The sequence below is a fragment of the Shewanella sp. CG12_big_fil_rev_8_21_14_0_65_47_15 genome, assembly GCF_002783505.1.
GTDB lineage: Bacteria > Pseudomonadota > Gammaproteobacteria > Enterobacterales > Shewanellaceae > Shewanella.
Map to the genome: position 1 here is coordinate 43,884 of NZ_PFGL01000021.1, position 15,415 is coordinate 59,298.

Genomic DNA, 15,415 nt, shown 5'->3' on the forward strand with positions numbered 1-15,415 from the left:
GTTTGGCGGGGACGCAATAATTAAATTATAAATTGATTTAGTGATCAGGAAGTGTATTCTGTTTTTTATATTATTGTTTTTATTTGGTTATTTTTATTTGAACAATAATGGGTAACCGTTAAGTATTCTGTATATAATCATTATTTTCCAGAATACTTATCGATTAATTATTATTATTTTTCTAAAATGTTATTGGTATTGTTTTTTAAGGTTAAATTGATGCGCGAAGAGCATATATCGGAAAAACGTTTTTGGGTACAGCGACTGAGTAAAACGATACTAAGGGCATTACATATATTGGGTGTCGTCGGTGCCGGAGGAGGGATATTACTGGCGATTGATAAAAGCCTTTGGCTTAATTATTGGTATCTCGCTATGGCGACCGGCAGCATATTAATGTTTTGGGAAATTGTGCGGGATTGGCGCTGGCTTATCCAGCTTAAGGGTGTGTTAACCTTAGTAAAATTAGGCTTGCTTGGTCTGTTTGTGCCACTGGCTAATTTTAAGCCTGAGCTATTAATCGTGATACTCTTTTTATCCGTGATTGTGTCCCATGGTCCTGCGGGACTGAGGCATTATTCTATTGTGCATCGTCGGCAAATTAATTCGAAAAAAGAAATTAAGGGCTAATTCTAATGTCCGTAACCCATGCGCCAATCGTGATCCCCGCTGCGTTAATCACTGAATTTACTTGGTCGACTCCTCGGTTCGATGGATTTAAGGTGCTCGATCTTGCCTGCGGATCAGGGCGTAATGGAGCATGGTTTTTAGCGCAGGGGGCCGAGGTGACGTTTATCGACCGGGATCTGTCTGCCATGTCGCGCATTGAGCATGCTAACGCCCGCAAATATCAATGGGATTTAGAAGCCGAGTCCGTGTCACCGTTGCCGATTGCAGAGTATGATATTGTCTTAGTGTTCAATTATCTGCATCGACCATTATTGCCGCAAATTGCCGCGAGTGTTAAGCCTAAGGGAATTATCGTCTATGAAACTTTTACTTGGCAGCAGGCTGAAATAGGTCGGCCACGTAACCCTGATTTCTTACTGACTGAAAATGAACTCAAATCAGCATTTGCTAACTGGCAACCTTTGCATTACTTTGAGGGACTATTGAGCGATCCACTCACGGGACATGCGAGCTTTAAAGCACAGCTTATCGCCCAAAAATAAAGTGTTGTCGCCTGCCTAAATTTACCGTCATAGATGCAGAGTTAGAGGCCATTGGATGTTTCCCTATCCAGAGCAGTACCGCATTGCAACGCCCCCCTTAACCACAGCGATTATGGTGGGATGGGCGCTGTTGAGTCATAGTCTGTTTGCGGACGCGAGTCCAGTGGCGTTATACCCGCTGCTGGCACTTTTCCCCCTAGTGATTGGACTGCATCTGTATTTGATATGGTTAGCGAAGGGGATGGGGCGACTCGATCAGTGTTTTTATGCCTTAGTGCATATCCCTCTGGCGTTTGTGGTTTGGACCTTCACTATCATGCATGTGAATGGCAACGCATTTTCTTAGTAAATCACAATAGCGAAATAAAAAAGCGCCCAATATTCTTGGGCGCTTTTTTATGGAACTGTGACTTTGGATCAGGCCGTGGTGTTGATATTGTGGCCCGAATTTCCAACAGGCTTTGGCGCTGCAGCAGCAATTAAATCTACCGCGATTTGGCCTTCAGCTTTTTGCTGCTCTTTGGCTAATTGGGCGACCTTAACGCCAACGGCACCATTTTCTAAATTGGGCGTGACAGCTTGGGTGTTGAGTGAAATTGACATAACTAACCTCGATAGTAAGCAGGACCCTTTTATCGGCAAACTCAAGGTTTACTTTAGTCGTTAATCTTGAGTTTGCCAATCATCCCCGCTGTTTACTGACTCGCCTTGGCTGAAAGGAATTTTCGACCGAGCACAATCACGGCGGTAATTCCCAGTGAACCTAAGATTAAGCCCAGTGCCAGTACGACATTTTGCAGCGCTGTCGGGTCAATCACTAAGGCGATCCCCATACCAAGCATCATCACCCCTGACATCAGTTTCAGCGCCTGACCCTCTTTCTCGGTCAGTTTACGTTTGCCTAGGGTCGCGCTAAAGACAATTACAATAATCGCCAGTGGAATAACATAGACAATATTGTATAAAACCAAATACATATAACGCTCTATGTCCGGTAGATTATGCATGGACAGCACGCTAGTGTAAATCATTGGGAAGCCTGCGGTGCACAGCAGTTCATAGGCATTGGCGAGTATGGCTAATACGGTCGAGCCAAGGATCAAGGCGCCCAGACTGCTGGAATTGGACAGTTTACCCATACGTTTTATCAGACTTGTGCGGTTTTCTGCCGACATGGACAGCGTGACCTCACCCTTAGTGAAGAAGTAATCCTTCACATTAATCACCCCTGCGATCAGCGCTAAAATCCCCGCCGCTAGGATGATCATACCGCCGTCACTCCCTGCGCCTAACAGCTTAAAGATATTGAGCCAGGCCGTCATAAACAGGAAGTAAATCAAGCCGGAAAAAAACACGAAGATCCCGCCAACCAATAGCATGCGTCCACGGCTCTTGGCGTTGACCATAATTGACAGTAAAAACAGCAACACGAAGAAGGCGCAGGGATTAAAGGCATCGACCCCCGCGAGCACTAAGGTCAACAGTGGCAGAGACATAGTCTCAGGTGTCACCACGCCCACCAATGGCAACTCAACGGGTTGCACTTCAGCTTGCTCAGTACCGACCAAGCTGGTGGCATCGCAGGTGCCTTCGCCAGTATCTGTGCCACAGGTGCCAAAGAGAGGGGCGTTCGTGGGCGCACTGGCCGTTGTGCTTGCAACACCTTTTGTTGGCATATCCGCTTGTGCTAACTGTCCACCAAGGGATAAGTAGCAGTTTTTCAAACGATTAACTAAAAACTCGCCTGTAACCGCCTCACTGGAATAGCCAACAACGGTCTTTTCACAGCTTGCCATAAAGGGAACTGAGCGAGCCTCAGTGGCGGTTTTAGCGGCGATATTTTGCCAAATCTCCTGTACACCCGGCGCCGACACCATATGGGATTCGAGTTCTATCCAAGGGTATTTTTGTGGCAAGGAATCGATAAAGGGGTGAGCCTCAGCACAATGTGGGCAGGTTTTAGACCAAAAGAAATAGAGTTTGATCTTAAGCTCACCCTGATCATTCACATAATGCCAAGTGGTATCTGTCGTGCTTGGCGTCTCGACATTGGCCCAGCTCGGGCTAATACAGAGTAGCGCCAACATTAGGGAACAGAGAAAAGCGTATTTCGATAGGTATTTTGTCATAGCGCCTCCCACCAACGTGGGGTTAATGGTTTAAAACAATTCTTTGACTATTACTCTACTGAATTCAATCCCTTTGATTAAATTTAGCATTAAGAAGTGTTAGTTAACTCGCTATTAGCGCTTTTTTGGGAAGTGAGGCAGGTTTATTTTAAGGGGGATTAGAGGCCAGCAACGAAAAAAGCACCCTACGGTGCTTTAAAAATACTCGTTTGACGACGTTAACTTAATGCGACGCCATTAACGCTTAGCTTCACATCTATATTGTTGCGAGTGGCATTGGAATAAGGGCACACTTGATGCGCATGGCGCACTAAGGCTTCGGCAGCTTCTTGCGGTAAAGCTAAGTTGACTTCTAAGACCACCGCTAATGCAAAACCACCCGCCTCATTGGCACCTATGCCAACCACTGCGCTGACGGGCGCTTCGGTAATATCCACTTTGCCGATTTTAGCGACATGCAAGACGGCGTTTGAGAAACAAGCGGCATAACCCGCCGCGAATAACTGCTCAGGGTTAGTCGCAAGTCCGCTGCCGCCCATGGCTTTGGGGTAGGCTAATGCAACATCGAGCAAACCATCATCCGTGCTCACTTGGCCCTGACGCCCCGCTCTTGCCGTTGCGCGTGTTTCATACAGTGTTTTCATCGTATTGACCTTCTAAGGTTAAGGATCTAGTAAAATAATTTAAATTGCACGCAATTTAATTGTGATAAACTATAATTCGATCTTTAGTGTGAATGCAAGTATATTGTGCGCAATATATTTAATTTGTCGGATTTTCCTATGGCAACAACTCAAGTTGATACCCGCGCGAACCCTATCGATATGGCCGAAAACGCCAGTGCAGATAATGCCTTATGTCTTGAAAACCAAGTGTGTTTCTCACTTTACAGCGCCGCGAATGCTATGGTGCGAGCCTATCGCCCCCTGCTAGATAAGTTAGATCTCACCTATCCGCAATATCTAGTGATGTTGGTGTTATGGGAGGAGCAGGGGATCAGCGTTAAAACCCTAGGGGATAAACTATTCCTCGATTCTGGCACTCTGACCCCGTTACTTAAACGCCTAGAATCTAAGGGATTAGTCAGCCGTGGTCGCAGTGAGCAGGATGAACGGGTGCGCGTGCTAGCCTTAACCCCTGAAGGAATTGCCCTTAAATCCCAGGCCTGTGACATTCCCCATTTGATGCGCTGCAAAGTGGGCGGAGAGGTAAATGAGCTTAAGGCATTGAAAGCGATGTGCGATAAGGCGCTTAAACAGTTACATGCTAGCCTTGATTAATGGTTTAAATACCATTTGCTTTAGGGTTAACGTGTTGACATAGTTGAACTTCATGGGCCAGTAGTCGTATTTTAGGGATAGAATGACTCCGATGGATAAGTTAACAATGCAAGTGTTATTGCGGGTAAATAAGCCATGGCTTCCTTCGATATAGCCATTATTGGCGGCGGGATCAGCGGTGTGGGGATTGCCCAATATGCGGCGGCAGCGGGCTACTCCACTCTTTTAATTGAAAGAGGGGAAATTGGCGGCCAAACCTCGGCTAATTCCAGCAAACTTATCCATGGCGGCCTGCGTTATTTAGAGACAGGGCAAATTAATCTAGTGCGTAAGTCTCTGCTTGAGCGGCGTAATTTACTCAATCTTGCACCGACCCTAGTGAAAGCCGTGCCCTTTTATATTCCGGTTTACGAGAACAGTCAGCGTAGCCCTTGGACGATACGGGCCGGACTAAGCCTATATGCAGTGTTAAGTGAATTCGATCCTTTAGGGCGATTTATCTCAGTTCCTGCGGTCCATTGGCATCGTTTAACAGGGCTTAAGCTATCGGGATTAAAGGCGGTATTTCAGTATTGGGATGCGCAGACTGACGATAAATTACTGACTCAAGCCGTGGCCCGCAGTGCACAGGCATTAGGGGCTGAGGTTTACGCCGAAGCCGACTTTCTCGGTATGGAGCATCAGTCCCATAGCTGCTCAGTGAGTTTTCAACATGCGGGCGATGTTCGACGGGTCGAGGCCAGCCTAGTGATCAATGCGGCGGGCCCTTGGGTTAATGAGGTGATCGCTAAAGTGTCGCCCCCACTGGCGGGGGTTGAACTCGACTGGGTGCAGGGCGCGCATTTGCTGTTGGATATTCCCGCCCTCGACGGCATCTTGTACTTAGAATCCTGCTTCGATAAGCGGGTCATTTTTGTGATGCCCTGGTACGGTCAAACCTTAATAGGTACGACGGAAACGGAACTGGCCTCATTGGATAAACCTCCCGAGGTGACTGAGTCCGAGGTTAACTACCTCCTCGGCATTTATCGGCATTATTTTCCGCTATCGCCCGAGATTAATGATCTTAAGGCTAAGATAGTTCAGACCTATTGCGGCGTGCGAGTCTTACCTAAACAGAGCTCCCAAGCCTTCGAGCGGCCGCGGGATATTCTTATGCAAACATCGGTTTCCCATCCGCGGCTGTTGAGTCTATATGGCGGTAAATTAACCACTTTTCGTAGCACTTCGGCCGAAGTGCTTGAATGGATTGAACAACATCTCGGTAAGCGCCCATCGATTGCCGACGTCGATTCGCTCCCCCTAGGTTGATGGCGCGGTGGCCGTACTTTGAAGTTGTGCCGTTTGGGGCGAGTTCGAGGTGATTTTTCGCCGCAAAAACGCTACAGTATGGCGCTTTTTTACTGATCCCTAGGAATTGTCGTGAGTGCTGCCATAGTGAGTGCCAAAAGCCAATGTGGTTATTTTAATTTAGGCCAATGCCAATCTTGCCTTCATATTCAAGTTCCTATGGCGCAGCAAGTGGTGGCTAAAACCCAAGAATTACAGCAACTCCTCGCGCCATTCATTTCCGATCCCTTAGATATTTTTCAAGCGCCCATCTTTGGTGATGTCAGCGGTTTTCGTAATAAAGCTAAGATGGTGGCCCTAGGCGCGGCCCACGCCCCAGTGCTTGGGATAGTCAGCCCAAGCGGAGAGGCGGTCAGCCTATGTGATTGCCTGTTATATCCGACTGATATGCAAGCCTTACTTCATCGCCTAGAGCGTTTTGTACAACAGGCGGGCATTCCGCCTTATCGTGTCGATAAAGCCAAGGGGGAATTGAAGTTTATTTTGCTGACGCGAAGCCAAGTGCGCGGTGAATATATGTTGCGCTTCGTGCTGCGTACGCTCGATGCCATCCCCCGTATCGAACGTGAATTACCGGCGCTAATGGCGGAATATCCGCAGATTAAAGTGGTATCGGTCAATATCCAGCCCATTCATATGGCGATCCTCGAAGGGGATGAAGAGATCTTCTTAACCGAAAATACCCGCCTAGAAGAGCAGTTTAATGATGTCCCCCTATTTATTCGGCCTAAGAGTTTTTTCCAAACCAACCCGCAAGTGGCGGCGCAGTTATATCAAACCGCCCGTGAGTGGGTGGCTGAGTTTTCACCTCATTCGTTATGGGATCTCTTCTGTGGTGTGGGCGGTTTCGGGCTGCACTGCGCATCCAAAGACATAAAACTCACAGGGATTGAAATCGAAGCCGAAGCCATTGCCTGCGCGCAAATGTCAGCGCAAATGATGGGGCTCGAAAATGTGCACTTTATGGCGCTCGATTCAACCGACTTTGCCAAGGGCAAAAGCGCCGCCGATAAGCCGGATTTGATCATAGTGAATCCGCCGCGACGTGGCATTGGTGAGGCACTTTGCCAGTCATTAAGTGAGTTTGCCCCAAAGGCGATCTTGTATTCCAGCTGTAACCCCAAGACCTTAGCCAAAGATCTCGCGCATATTCAAGGCTATCGGTTAACCAAAGTGCAACTGTTCGATTTATTCCCCCACACGGATCATTTCGAGGTTTTAGCTTTGTTAGTCAAGGACTGAGGGCTCGGTCTTAAAGTATTTTTGTGCTTAGGCTGTCATCCCAAATAATACACAGCGATGCGCCGCCGAGTTTCTCCGAGCGGTTAAGTTCAAGTTTGCCATAGTGCCAAGTGGCGATTTTTTTCACTATATAGAGTCCTAAACCGTAGCCGCTGTTATCGCTTTGCTGGGCGTCTCGTTCGAAAGCGGTCATCAATTTTTTGCCTATGCCCTCAAATCCCGGGCCATCGTCTTCGACGCAGAATCGATTTTTTCCTGCTTGCTGTTGAAAATACTCACCTCGAAGACTTAGCACCCGTTGTAACACCGGAACCAGAGGATACCAATAGGGCGGTGGTGGGGCCCTAGGTGGCTTAGCCATGCTGCTCGTATTGGGGGTATGGTCATTCTACAAATGGAATACTAGGATTTAGTTTTCATTAAACTTTCATTTTAGTGGCATAATCTTGCCTACTTTATGTTCCTAAAGGCAAAGCTTATGCTACAGATATTCCTGCGTTTTTTAACTCTTGGCCTGATGAGTTTCGGTGGTCCTGCGGCCCATATAGGGTATTTTCGCCAGACCTTCGTCAATGAACTCGCATGGCTTGATGATAAACGCTATGCCAGCTTTGTGGCCTTAAGCCAATTTATGCCGGGACCTGGGTCGAGCCAAGTGGGTTTTGCCATTGGTTATCATCGTGGTGGGCTTTTAGGTGCGATAGCGGCCTTTATCGGGTTTACCTTACCTTCATTTATCCTGATGTATTTGCTGGCGGTGACGACCGCAGCATGGCTTGCCAATGAGTATATGCAAGGCATAGTACATGGGTTAAAGCTGTTGGCTGTGGTCGTGGTCGCCGATGCCGTGCTTGCCATGTTTAAGCAGTTTTGTCAGCGCCATAGTGCGCGTATGCTGATGCTAGGCAGTGCGGCAATCATATTAATGGTGCCTCTTTTATGGGTACAAATTATTCTGTTAATCATTGCAGCCCTAGTCGGTGTGCGTTTTTTGAGCGCCACCGCTGACATGGATACGGCTGAACCTATTCGTTTAAATTACTTCTATTTATTGCTCTTTTTTGGCCTATTTATCGCCAGTTTCTTTATGGTGAATTTAGGCGCAGAGGGCGGCATCTTCGCTGAGTTTTACCGAGTGGGGAGTCTGGTCTTCGGTGGCGGTCATGTGGTACTGCCCCTATTGGAAACCGCCGTTGGCGATACCTTGGGGAGCGATCGTTTTTTAACGGGTTATGCTTTTGCCCAAGCCGTGCCTGGCCCCATGTTCACCTTTGCCAGCTTTCTGGGGGCGGAGATGATGCTAGATAATCCTTTTATTGGCGCTGGTATCGCAACGGCCGCGATTTTTTTACCGGGTTTTTTATTGATGTTGGTGGGTTTAAAAAGCTGGCATGCGATCGCGGCTAGACCCAAAATGGCGGGCGCACTTGCGGGGATAAATGCCAGTGTCGTCGGGTTATTGCTCGCCGCGCTCTATCAACCTGTGTTTAATCAAGCGGTGTTTTCGGCCCAAGATATGGCCTTAGTACTGCTAGGTTTTGGCGCGTTGAAACTCTTTAAGCCCCCAGTGCTTATGTTGGTCTTGGCTTTCTGTATTTTTGGCATTGGCTCGACGTTTCTAAACTAAGCCGATTCACTAAATCAATTTGCTAAGTCAATTCGCTAAAAGGTAATTTTTACAAATAATCTTGGGATTTGTTATCTACAGCGCTAAGAATGTGCACTATTTTGGCTATACTCCAACCATACTAAAAAAAAGCTATATCACCTTGGAGTTAGCAAGCATGTCGAATTTTAGCCTGCGTAATAAATTACTACTGTTATCGCTTTTCCCCCTGATTTTGACCTTGTTTGTGTTGATGTCGGTTTCCTACTATGTTGAACAAGGAGCCCTTAACGATGAGGTCATCACTTTCAAAACTAAGCTGGTTGGGGAACGTAAACAACAAATTAAAGAAGCGACCGAGATTGCCGCTGGAATCGTGCAATACCAACTGTCTCTCAAGGAAAATGGCAATGTGAATCAAGCGCTGCGGGATATTCGTTTTGGCAGTGCGGGTTATTTCTTTATCTATGACTCCCAAGGAAAGAACATTTTCCATGCCCTTATGCCCAATTTGGAAGGGCAAAATAAAATCGATATGACCGATCCCCGCGGCACTAAAATCATTGTCGGTTTGCTCGATGCGGCTAAACGTGGTGATGGTCATTTTTCCTATTTTTATCAAAAACCCAATACGAATGAACAGATTGAGAAAATCAGTTATGTGACTATGATCCCCAGCACCGACTGGATGTTAGGTACGGGGGCCTATATCGACGATATCGAGGCTGTGGTTGAGGATTACCGTCAAACGGTTACCGAGCAAATGAGAGATAAATCCTTTGGGATCCTCTTGATCGCGCTGTTACTGACAGGGGTGACGGCGTTTATCATCATGGTTGCGGCCCACCGTATGGTAGTGCCAATTAAAAATATGGCCGACAACCTCAATGATATCGCCAAGGGTGAAGGGGATTTAACTAAGCGCCTTGCCGTGAAGGGTGAAGATGAAATTGCCCAATTAGGTCAGTCCTTTAACTTGTTTGTGGATAAGCTGCAAACCATTATTGGCGATGTGGCGAGTGCGACCAATAGGGTGAAAGCTGCGGCCAATTCGATCCACGATCAGACTAAAGTCATGTCGAGCCAGCTGCTGAGCCATAACAATGAAACCGATCAAGTGGTGACTGCGATTACTGAAATGTCATCTACGGCGAGTGAGGTGGCCCAAAACACGACCCAAGTGGCAGAGGCGACTCAGGCGGCAACCGGTGATGTGGCCAACGCCCAGCGTTGTGTCGATGCTTCACTGGAGGAAATTGCCGCCCTGATGGAACAAATCAATAATGCGGCGGGCAGTATTCAATCCCTAAGTGAACAATCCCAGAAGATTAACAGCGTACTTTCGGTGATAGGCGGGATTGCAGAGCAGACAAACCTATTAGCCTTAAACGCGGCGATTGAAGCCGCCAGAGCCGGTGAACAGGGCCGAGGGTTTGCCGTAGTGGCCGATGAGGTGCGTAACTTAGCCAGCCGGACTCAGGCAAGTACCTTAGAGATCAACGAGATGTTATCGGCATTGCATAAGTTGGTATCGCAGGCGGTTAAAACCATGGACGAGAGTCAACAGAGCTGTGTGCGTTCGGTGGAGTCTTCCCGTGCGATTTCCGAAAGTCTAGGCTCGGTCACTTCGGCGGTAACGGCGATTAATGATATGAGCACCCAAATTGCCACGGCGGCGACCGAGCAAAGCTCAGTCACCGAAGAGATTAACCGCAATGTGTATGCCATCCAAGAAATCGTCAATGAGTTACTCCATTCCAGCGAAGATGCGGCAAGAGTCAGCCAAACCGTATCACAGGAAGGGATTAACCTTGGTAAGTTGGTCGGTCAGTTTAAGATTTAAGCCTCAGTTAAGTGGACTCAGTATAAAAAACGGGAGCGATTTAGGCTCCCGTTTTTTATTACCCCGCTTAAGCTTGGTTTAGCCGCCGCGATTTGCCACCTTCTCGGCTTTGACCGCACATACCTTATATTCGGGAATATAGGCAACGGGATCGAGGGCGTTGATGGTGAGTTTATTGGCCGCGGCTTCCACAAAATGGAAGGGGAGGAACAGCACCCCCACTTGGGCGCGTTTAGTCACAAAGGCATCAATCTCAATCTCACCGCGGCGGGTACTGAGCTTGATTTTATCGCCATTACTAATCCCAAGCTGCTCGGCATCATAGACTGAAATCATCACCTTAGGTGAGCCAAGCAGGTCGAGCCCCGGTGTTTTACGGGTTAAGGTGCCGGTATGGAACTGCTCCAGCAAACGCCCGGTCGAGAGGGTGAGTGGATAATCACTGCAGGGCATTTCAGCGGGCATGCGATAACCCACAGGGGTGAATAGCCCTAAACCACGGGTAAATTGGCTTTGATGCATAATAGGTGTGCCCGGATGATTTTCATCTGGGCATGGCCATTGAATGCCTTGGGGAAGATGTCCGTTAGCATCCGCGCTTAATCTTTGCCAACTGATACCCCGATACTGTGGAGTTAATAGATTGATTTCCTGCCAAATGGCTTCTTCATTGGGGTAATTCCAGTTGGCGCCCATGGTATTGGCAATGGTTTGAATAATTTGCCAATCGGCTAGCGCTTCACCCGGTGGCTGTAGCGCTTGTTCGAGCCGCTGTACACGCCGTTCGGTATTGGTAAAGTGGCCGCGCTTTTCGACAAAGGCGGCGGCGGGCAAGACCACATGGGCAAGCTCGGCGGTTTCGGTTAAGAAGATATCCTGCACGACGAGAAAGTCGATCTGGCTAAGCGCCCTTAGCACATGGGTCTGATCGGGGTCGCTCAGGACAGGATTCTCCCCCATTACATATAAGGCTTTGATTTTTCCTTTGGAAATTTCATGCATCATATGGGTCGCCGTGACACCCATCTCCCCCGATAGCGGCGTTTGCCAGTGGGCCTCGAAACGCATTCTGGCGTGAATATCGGTGACCTTTTGATAGCCAGTAAAATAGTTTGGCAGCGCCCCCATATCACAGGCGCCCTGCACATTACTCTGACCGCGTAGTGGATTGATACCGGCACCTGGCATGCCGATATTGCCGCAAAGTAGCTGCAAATTAGAGATGGCCGTGACGTTATCGTGTCCCGTGGTATGTTGGGTGATGCCCATGGCGTAATAAACCGCCGTTTTTTGCGCCGTGCCTATGGTTCGCGCGATGCGAGCAATATCCTCGGCCTTAACCCCAGTGATAAGGGCGGCACTTTCTAGGCTGTAATCCTCCTTGGCAAGCTCTGCATAGAGCGCCTCGACGCCTTCGGTGCGCTCGGCAATATAGGCTTTATCCTGCCAATCGTGACGGATAATTTCCGCCATAATGGCGTTGAGCAGCATCACATCCGTGCCTGGCCTATGGGCAACATAAAGCTCTGCACTATCGGCAATGGCGACCCGTTTGGGATCGGCAACGATCAGCCGTGCACCCTGCAAGCTGACGGCCTGTTTGATTTTTGAGGCGATAATGGGGTGGGCACTGCTCGTGTCCGAACCTAAGATAAAAATCACCTCAGAGTCTTGAATGCTAGGAATATCATTGGTCATAGCGCCGCTACCAATGCTCTGCTGTAACCCGGTGACGGTCGATGAATGGCACAGGCGGGCACAATGGTCGATATTGTTGGTACCCAGCACACTACGGACAAACTTTTGCAGCACAAAGTTATCTTCGTTGGTGGCCTTGGCCGAGGCAAGACTGGCTAAGGCATTGCTACCATGCTGCAGTTTAATATCGAGTAAATGTTTGGCCACATAGTCTATCGCCTCCTGCCAGCTACAGGGTTGCAGTTCACCATTTCGACGAATAAGTGGTGTTGTTAGGCGTTTTTCACTGTGAATAAAATCGAAACCAAAGCGACCCTTAACACACAACATCCCTTGGTTTACGACCGAGTCCTTATTGCCTTCGATATGGCGGATGCGATTGGACGTTACATCGATTTTCAGATCGAGTCTGCATCCCACGCCGCAGTAAGTGCAAATCGTCGATGCGGTTTTAAAGGGGGCAATATCCCCTTGGCGTTTGTCCCGCGCATCGACCAGTGCGCCCGTTGGACAAACCTGCACACAGTTGCCGCATTGCACGCATTGGCTGTCGGCCATCGATGCGCTAAAGCCAACCCTTGGCGCCGTGCGTTCTGGCGTCGCGGCTAGCTCCCTCGGTATGGCTTGATAAGAGTCATGGTCAAATTGAATGGCGCAGTGGCCGCTCTGCTGCTGGCACACATCAACGCATTTGCCACAGCTGATACAACGGCTGGCGTCAAATTGAATGAAAGGACTCGACTTGTCCACGCTAAAGTGGCGAGCCCCTTCGGTGCAGAGTGCTTTAGCTTCAACATGGTAGTCGGTCGCATAATCCCGCAGTTGGCAAGCGGTATTGGCTTGACAGGCGCACTCGAGGCAGCGGGCCGCCTCTTGCATGGCGGCATCGGGGGCAAAGCCTAGCTCAACTTCGCCGTAGTTAAGCAATCTTTGCACTGCGGTTAATTCGGGCATTTTCAACCGCGGTTGAGGGGCTATATGGCGATAAAGATCCGTTGTTACTTGGGGATCTGTGGTGCGGTCGAGCGCCTTAGTCGAATTAAATGCCTTGGCATGTAGCTTACAACTTAGGCCAATAGTGAGCATTTTATCTATGGCTTGTGCCGCCTTGTGTCCATCGCCAATGGCAGCAACGGCGGTGGCGGGGCCGCGTCTGGCGTCGCCGATCACAAAGAGTTTTTCAACGCCAGATGACATAGTATGTTCGCAGCCAATAAAAGTATTCCAGCGGCTGAGGGCGAGTGTGCCTTGGCTGAGTTGGCTTTGGGGATCCTGCAAAAAGCCCATATCTGGGGCCTGTGATACCGCGGCGATAACAGTATCAAAGGCTTGGGTAAAGGTTTCGCCGGTATTGACTGGCGCGCGTCTGCCCGAGGCATCGGCTTCGCCTAGGGCCATCTTGCTGAAGGTCACCGACTGGACTCTGCCATTAGCATCGCTATGGTTTTCAATCGGATTGGTTAAAAAGTGAAATTTTACCCCTTCGACCTCGGCCTCATGCACTTCATAGGCTTCGGCGGGCATTTCTGCGCGGGTGCGGCGGTAAATTAAGGTCACATCGCAGCCTTCACGTACCGCGGTTCTGGCACAATCTATGGCGGTGTTACCGCCGCCAATCACGGCGACTCTCTTGCCGAGTTTGAGTTTTTTATCCAGACAATGGTCTTTTAAGAAATCCACTCCAAGGTAGCAACCGTCGAGTGTGCTGCCGGGGTAATCCATAGGCACGGCTTTTTGGGCGCCAATGGCGAGACAAACGGCATCAAAATCATTCACTAATTGCTTTAACTGGATCTCATGGCCGAGGCGAGTCTGGGTATGAATGGTTAAGCCATTACGACATAAGAGTTCAATTTCCTTATCTAAAATCGCCTTAGGTAAACGGTATTCGGGAATACCATAGCGTAACCAGCCGCCAGCCTGTGGCATGGCTTCAAAAATCTCCACCCTATGGCCTTGGTTGGATAAGTAATATCCGGTGCTTAACCCCGCAGGACCCGCGCCGATAATGGCCACTTTTTTACCTGTATCGGCAAGGCGGGGAGGCATATAACTCATGCCGCCATTTTCACCCTCGGCTAAATCCAGATCCGCGGCATGGCGCTTCAGTTGACGAATCGCAATGGGTTCATCGACGAGTCCGCGGCGGCATTCTGTCTCACAAAAGGCGGGACAGACTCGGCCAATCGATAGCGGCAGTGGCAGGGTCTGTTTAATCACTTTGACCGCTTCGCTGTGGTTGCCTTGGGCGATATGGTGAAGATAGCTTTGCACATCGACCCCTGCGGGACAGGCTTGCTGGCAGGGCGCTTCACAGTCGGCAAAATGATCGCTTAGGATCTTAGACAGGGCCTGTTGGCGTTTTTTACTGAGAAATTCCGATTGGGTAATGACCCGCATCCCCGTCTCGGCATGGGTTTCGCAAGCGCGAACGCAGCGCAGACTGGCATCGGCATTTTCAATTTGGACCAGGCACAAATTACAGGCTTGTTTATCCGAATGTGGCTCAAGGGTGAGTTGCCTTGAGGCTGGGCTTTGTTCGCATAAACTGGGGATAGCAATACCTGCCGCCCGCGCCACCTCTAGTAGTGTGTCGGTTGGCTTGGTCGACACGACTCGTTGATCATCAATTTGAAGTTCTATCATCCCATGGCCTTTTATATTTGTAGGGTACTTGCTGCAATGGCGCTGGGCCGCAGGCTTAGGTCGCTTCGAGTATACCCAGACTGTTTTAGAAGACGCTTATGGGCGGGGGAAGTTTGATACTGAATTGCAGCTTGTATCACAAACGCATTTGAGATTGTGCACTGGCGGGGTTTTGTTACTCGAGTTTTGTGACTCATTTGGCATATATAGGGCATCTAATCGCTATCGCTATTGATAGTTAACCCCTTTTTTCTGTGGCACCCAAATCGTTCGGCTAAATTTTCGCAGGATCAGGGTATTCACTAACGGATAGTTGTGAGTCTCGCCCTTCGAGCTATGGCTATTATGGTTGGAAAATAATCGCTTAAATCCCATTTAATAAACGCTGTGGCCTAGGTTTACAGGCGTTGTTAGGTTAAAATCCGCGGTTGCATACTGTTAATCACCGC

The 15,415-nt window shown here is 48.9% G+C and carries 13 protein-coding genes; 8 read left to right on the forward strand and 5 right to left on the reverse strand.

Annotated elements, in window-relative coordinates; genetic code table 11:
- Window positions 1-219: 219 nt before the first annotated feature.
- From COW15_RS06310 to COW15_RS06320, 3 genes are read left to right on the forward strand one after another with little or no spacing between them, the layout of a single operon-like run.
- Entirely contained in the window at window positions 220-630 is a 411-nt protein-coding gene (locus COW15_RS06310) for a hypothetical protein (protein ID WP_293631031.1), read from the forward strand.
- 5 nt (window positions 631-635) lie between these two features.
- Entirely contained in the window at window positions 636-1,172 is a 537-nt protein-coding gene (locus COW15_RS06315; protein ID WP_293631033.1) for a class I SAM-dependent methyltransferase, read from the forward strand.
- Between the two features lie 55 nt (window positions 1,173-1,227).
- Window positions 1,228-1,518 (forward strand): hypothetical protein, encoded by a 291-nt coding sequence (locus COW15_RS06320; RefSeq protein ID WP_007645132.1) that lies wholly within the window; start codon window positions 1,228-1,230, stop codon window positions 1,516-1,518.
- Window positions 1,519-1,589: 71 nt separating this feature from the next.
- Here the strand turns inward: COW15_RS06320 and COW15_RS06325 are convergent, their stop codons facing one another.
- From COW15_RS06325 to COW15_RS06335, 3 genes are all read right to left on the reverse strand, one after another.
- Window positions 1,590-1,775, reverse strand: coding sequence for a hypothetical protein (locus tag COW15_RS06325; protein WP_007645134.1), 186 nt, complete (start codon window positions 1,773-1,775; stop codon window positions 1,590-1,592).
- A gap of 92 nt (window positions 1,776-1,867) precedes the next feature.
- Complete coding sequence (locus tag COW15_RS06330) at window positions 1,868-3,301, reverse strand: cytochrome C biosynthesis protein (RefSeq protein ID WP_293631037.1); 1,434 nt, start codon at window positions 3,299-3,301, stop codon at window positions 1,868-1,870.
- A gap of 218 nt (window positions 3,302-3,519) precedes the next feature.
- Window positions 3,520-3,945, reverse strand: coding sequence for an organic hydroperoxide resistance protein (locus tag COW15_RS06335; RefSeq protein ID WP_293631039.1), 426 nt, complete (start codon window positions 3,943-3,945; stop codon window positions 3,520-3,522).
- Window positions 3,946-4,083: 138 nt separating this feature from the next.
- Between COW15_RS06335 and COW15_RS06340 the strand changes: the two genes are divergently transcribed.
- From COW15_RS06340 to rlmC, 3 genes are all read left to right on the forward strand, one after another.
- On the forward strand, window positions 4,084-4,581 hold the full coding sequence (locus COW15_RS06340; protein ID WP_293631041.1) for a MarR family transcriptional regulator: 498 nt from the start codon (window positions 4,084-4,086) through the stop codon (window positions 4,579-4,581).
- A gap of 135 nt (window positions 4,582-4,716) precedes the next feature.
- Window positions 4,717-5,892 (forward strand): FAD-dependent oxidoreductase, encoded by a 1,176-nt coding sequence (locus COW15_RS06345; protein ID WP_293631043.1) that lies wholly within the window; start codon window positions 4,717-4,719, stop codon window positions 5,890-5,892.
- Between the two features lie 111 nt (window positions 5,893-6,003).
- Window positions 6,004-7,173: a 23S rRNA (uracil(747)-C(5))-methyltransferase RlmC gene (gene rlmC / locus COW15_RS06350; protein WP_293631045.1), complete on the forward strand. Its 1,170-nt coding sequence runs from the start codon at window positions 6,004-6,006 to the stop codon at window positions 7,171-7,173.
- A gap of 10 nt (window positions 7,174-7,183) precedes the next feature.
- Here the strand turns inward: rlmC and COW15_RS06355 are convergent, their stop codons facing one another.
- Complete coding sequence (locus COW15_RS06355) at window positions 7,184-7,534, reverse strand: ATP-binding protein (protein ID WP_293631047.1); 351 nt, start codon at window positions 7,532-7,534, stop codon at window positions 7,184-7,186.
- Between the two features lie 117 nt (window positions 7,535-7,651).
- On the opposite strand from COW15_RS06355, the gene chrA reads away from it, so the two are divergent.
- Together chrA and COW15_RS06365 are read left to right on the forward strand one after the other, a co-directional pair.
- On the forward strand, window positions 7,652-8,800 hold the full coding sequence (gene chrA / locus COW15_RS06360; RefSeq protein WP_293631049.1) for a chromate efflux transporter: 1,149 nt from the start codon (window positions 7,652-7,654) through the stop codon (window positions 8,798-8,800).
- A gap of 157 nt (window positions 8,801-8,957) precedes the next feature.
- Window positions 8,958-10,622, forward strand: a complete 1,665-nt coding sequence (locus tag COW15_RS06365; protein ID WP_293631051.1) for a methyl-accepting chemotaxis protein — start codon at window positions 8,958-8,960, stop codon at window positions 10,620-10,622.
- A 78-nt stretch (window positions 10,623-10,700) separates the two neighbouring features.
- On the opposite strand, the gene fdhF is transcribed toward COW15_RS06365, so the two are convergent.
- Window positions 10,701-14,966, reverse strand: a complete 4,266-nt coding sequence (fdhF, locus tag COW15_RS06370; RefSeq protein ID WP_293631053.1) for a formate dehydrogenase subunit alpha — start codon at window positions 14,964-14,966, stop codon at window positions 10,701-10,703.
- Window positions 14,967-15,415: the final 449 nt, after the last annotated feature.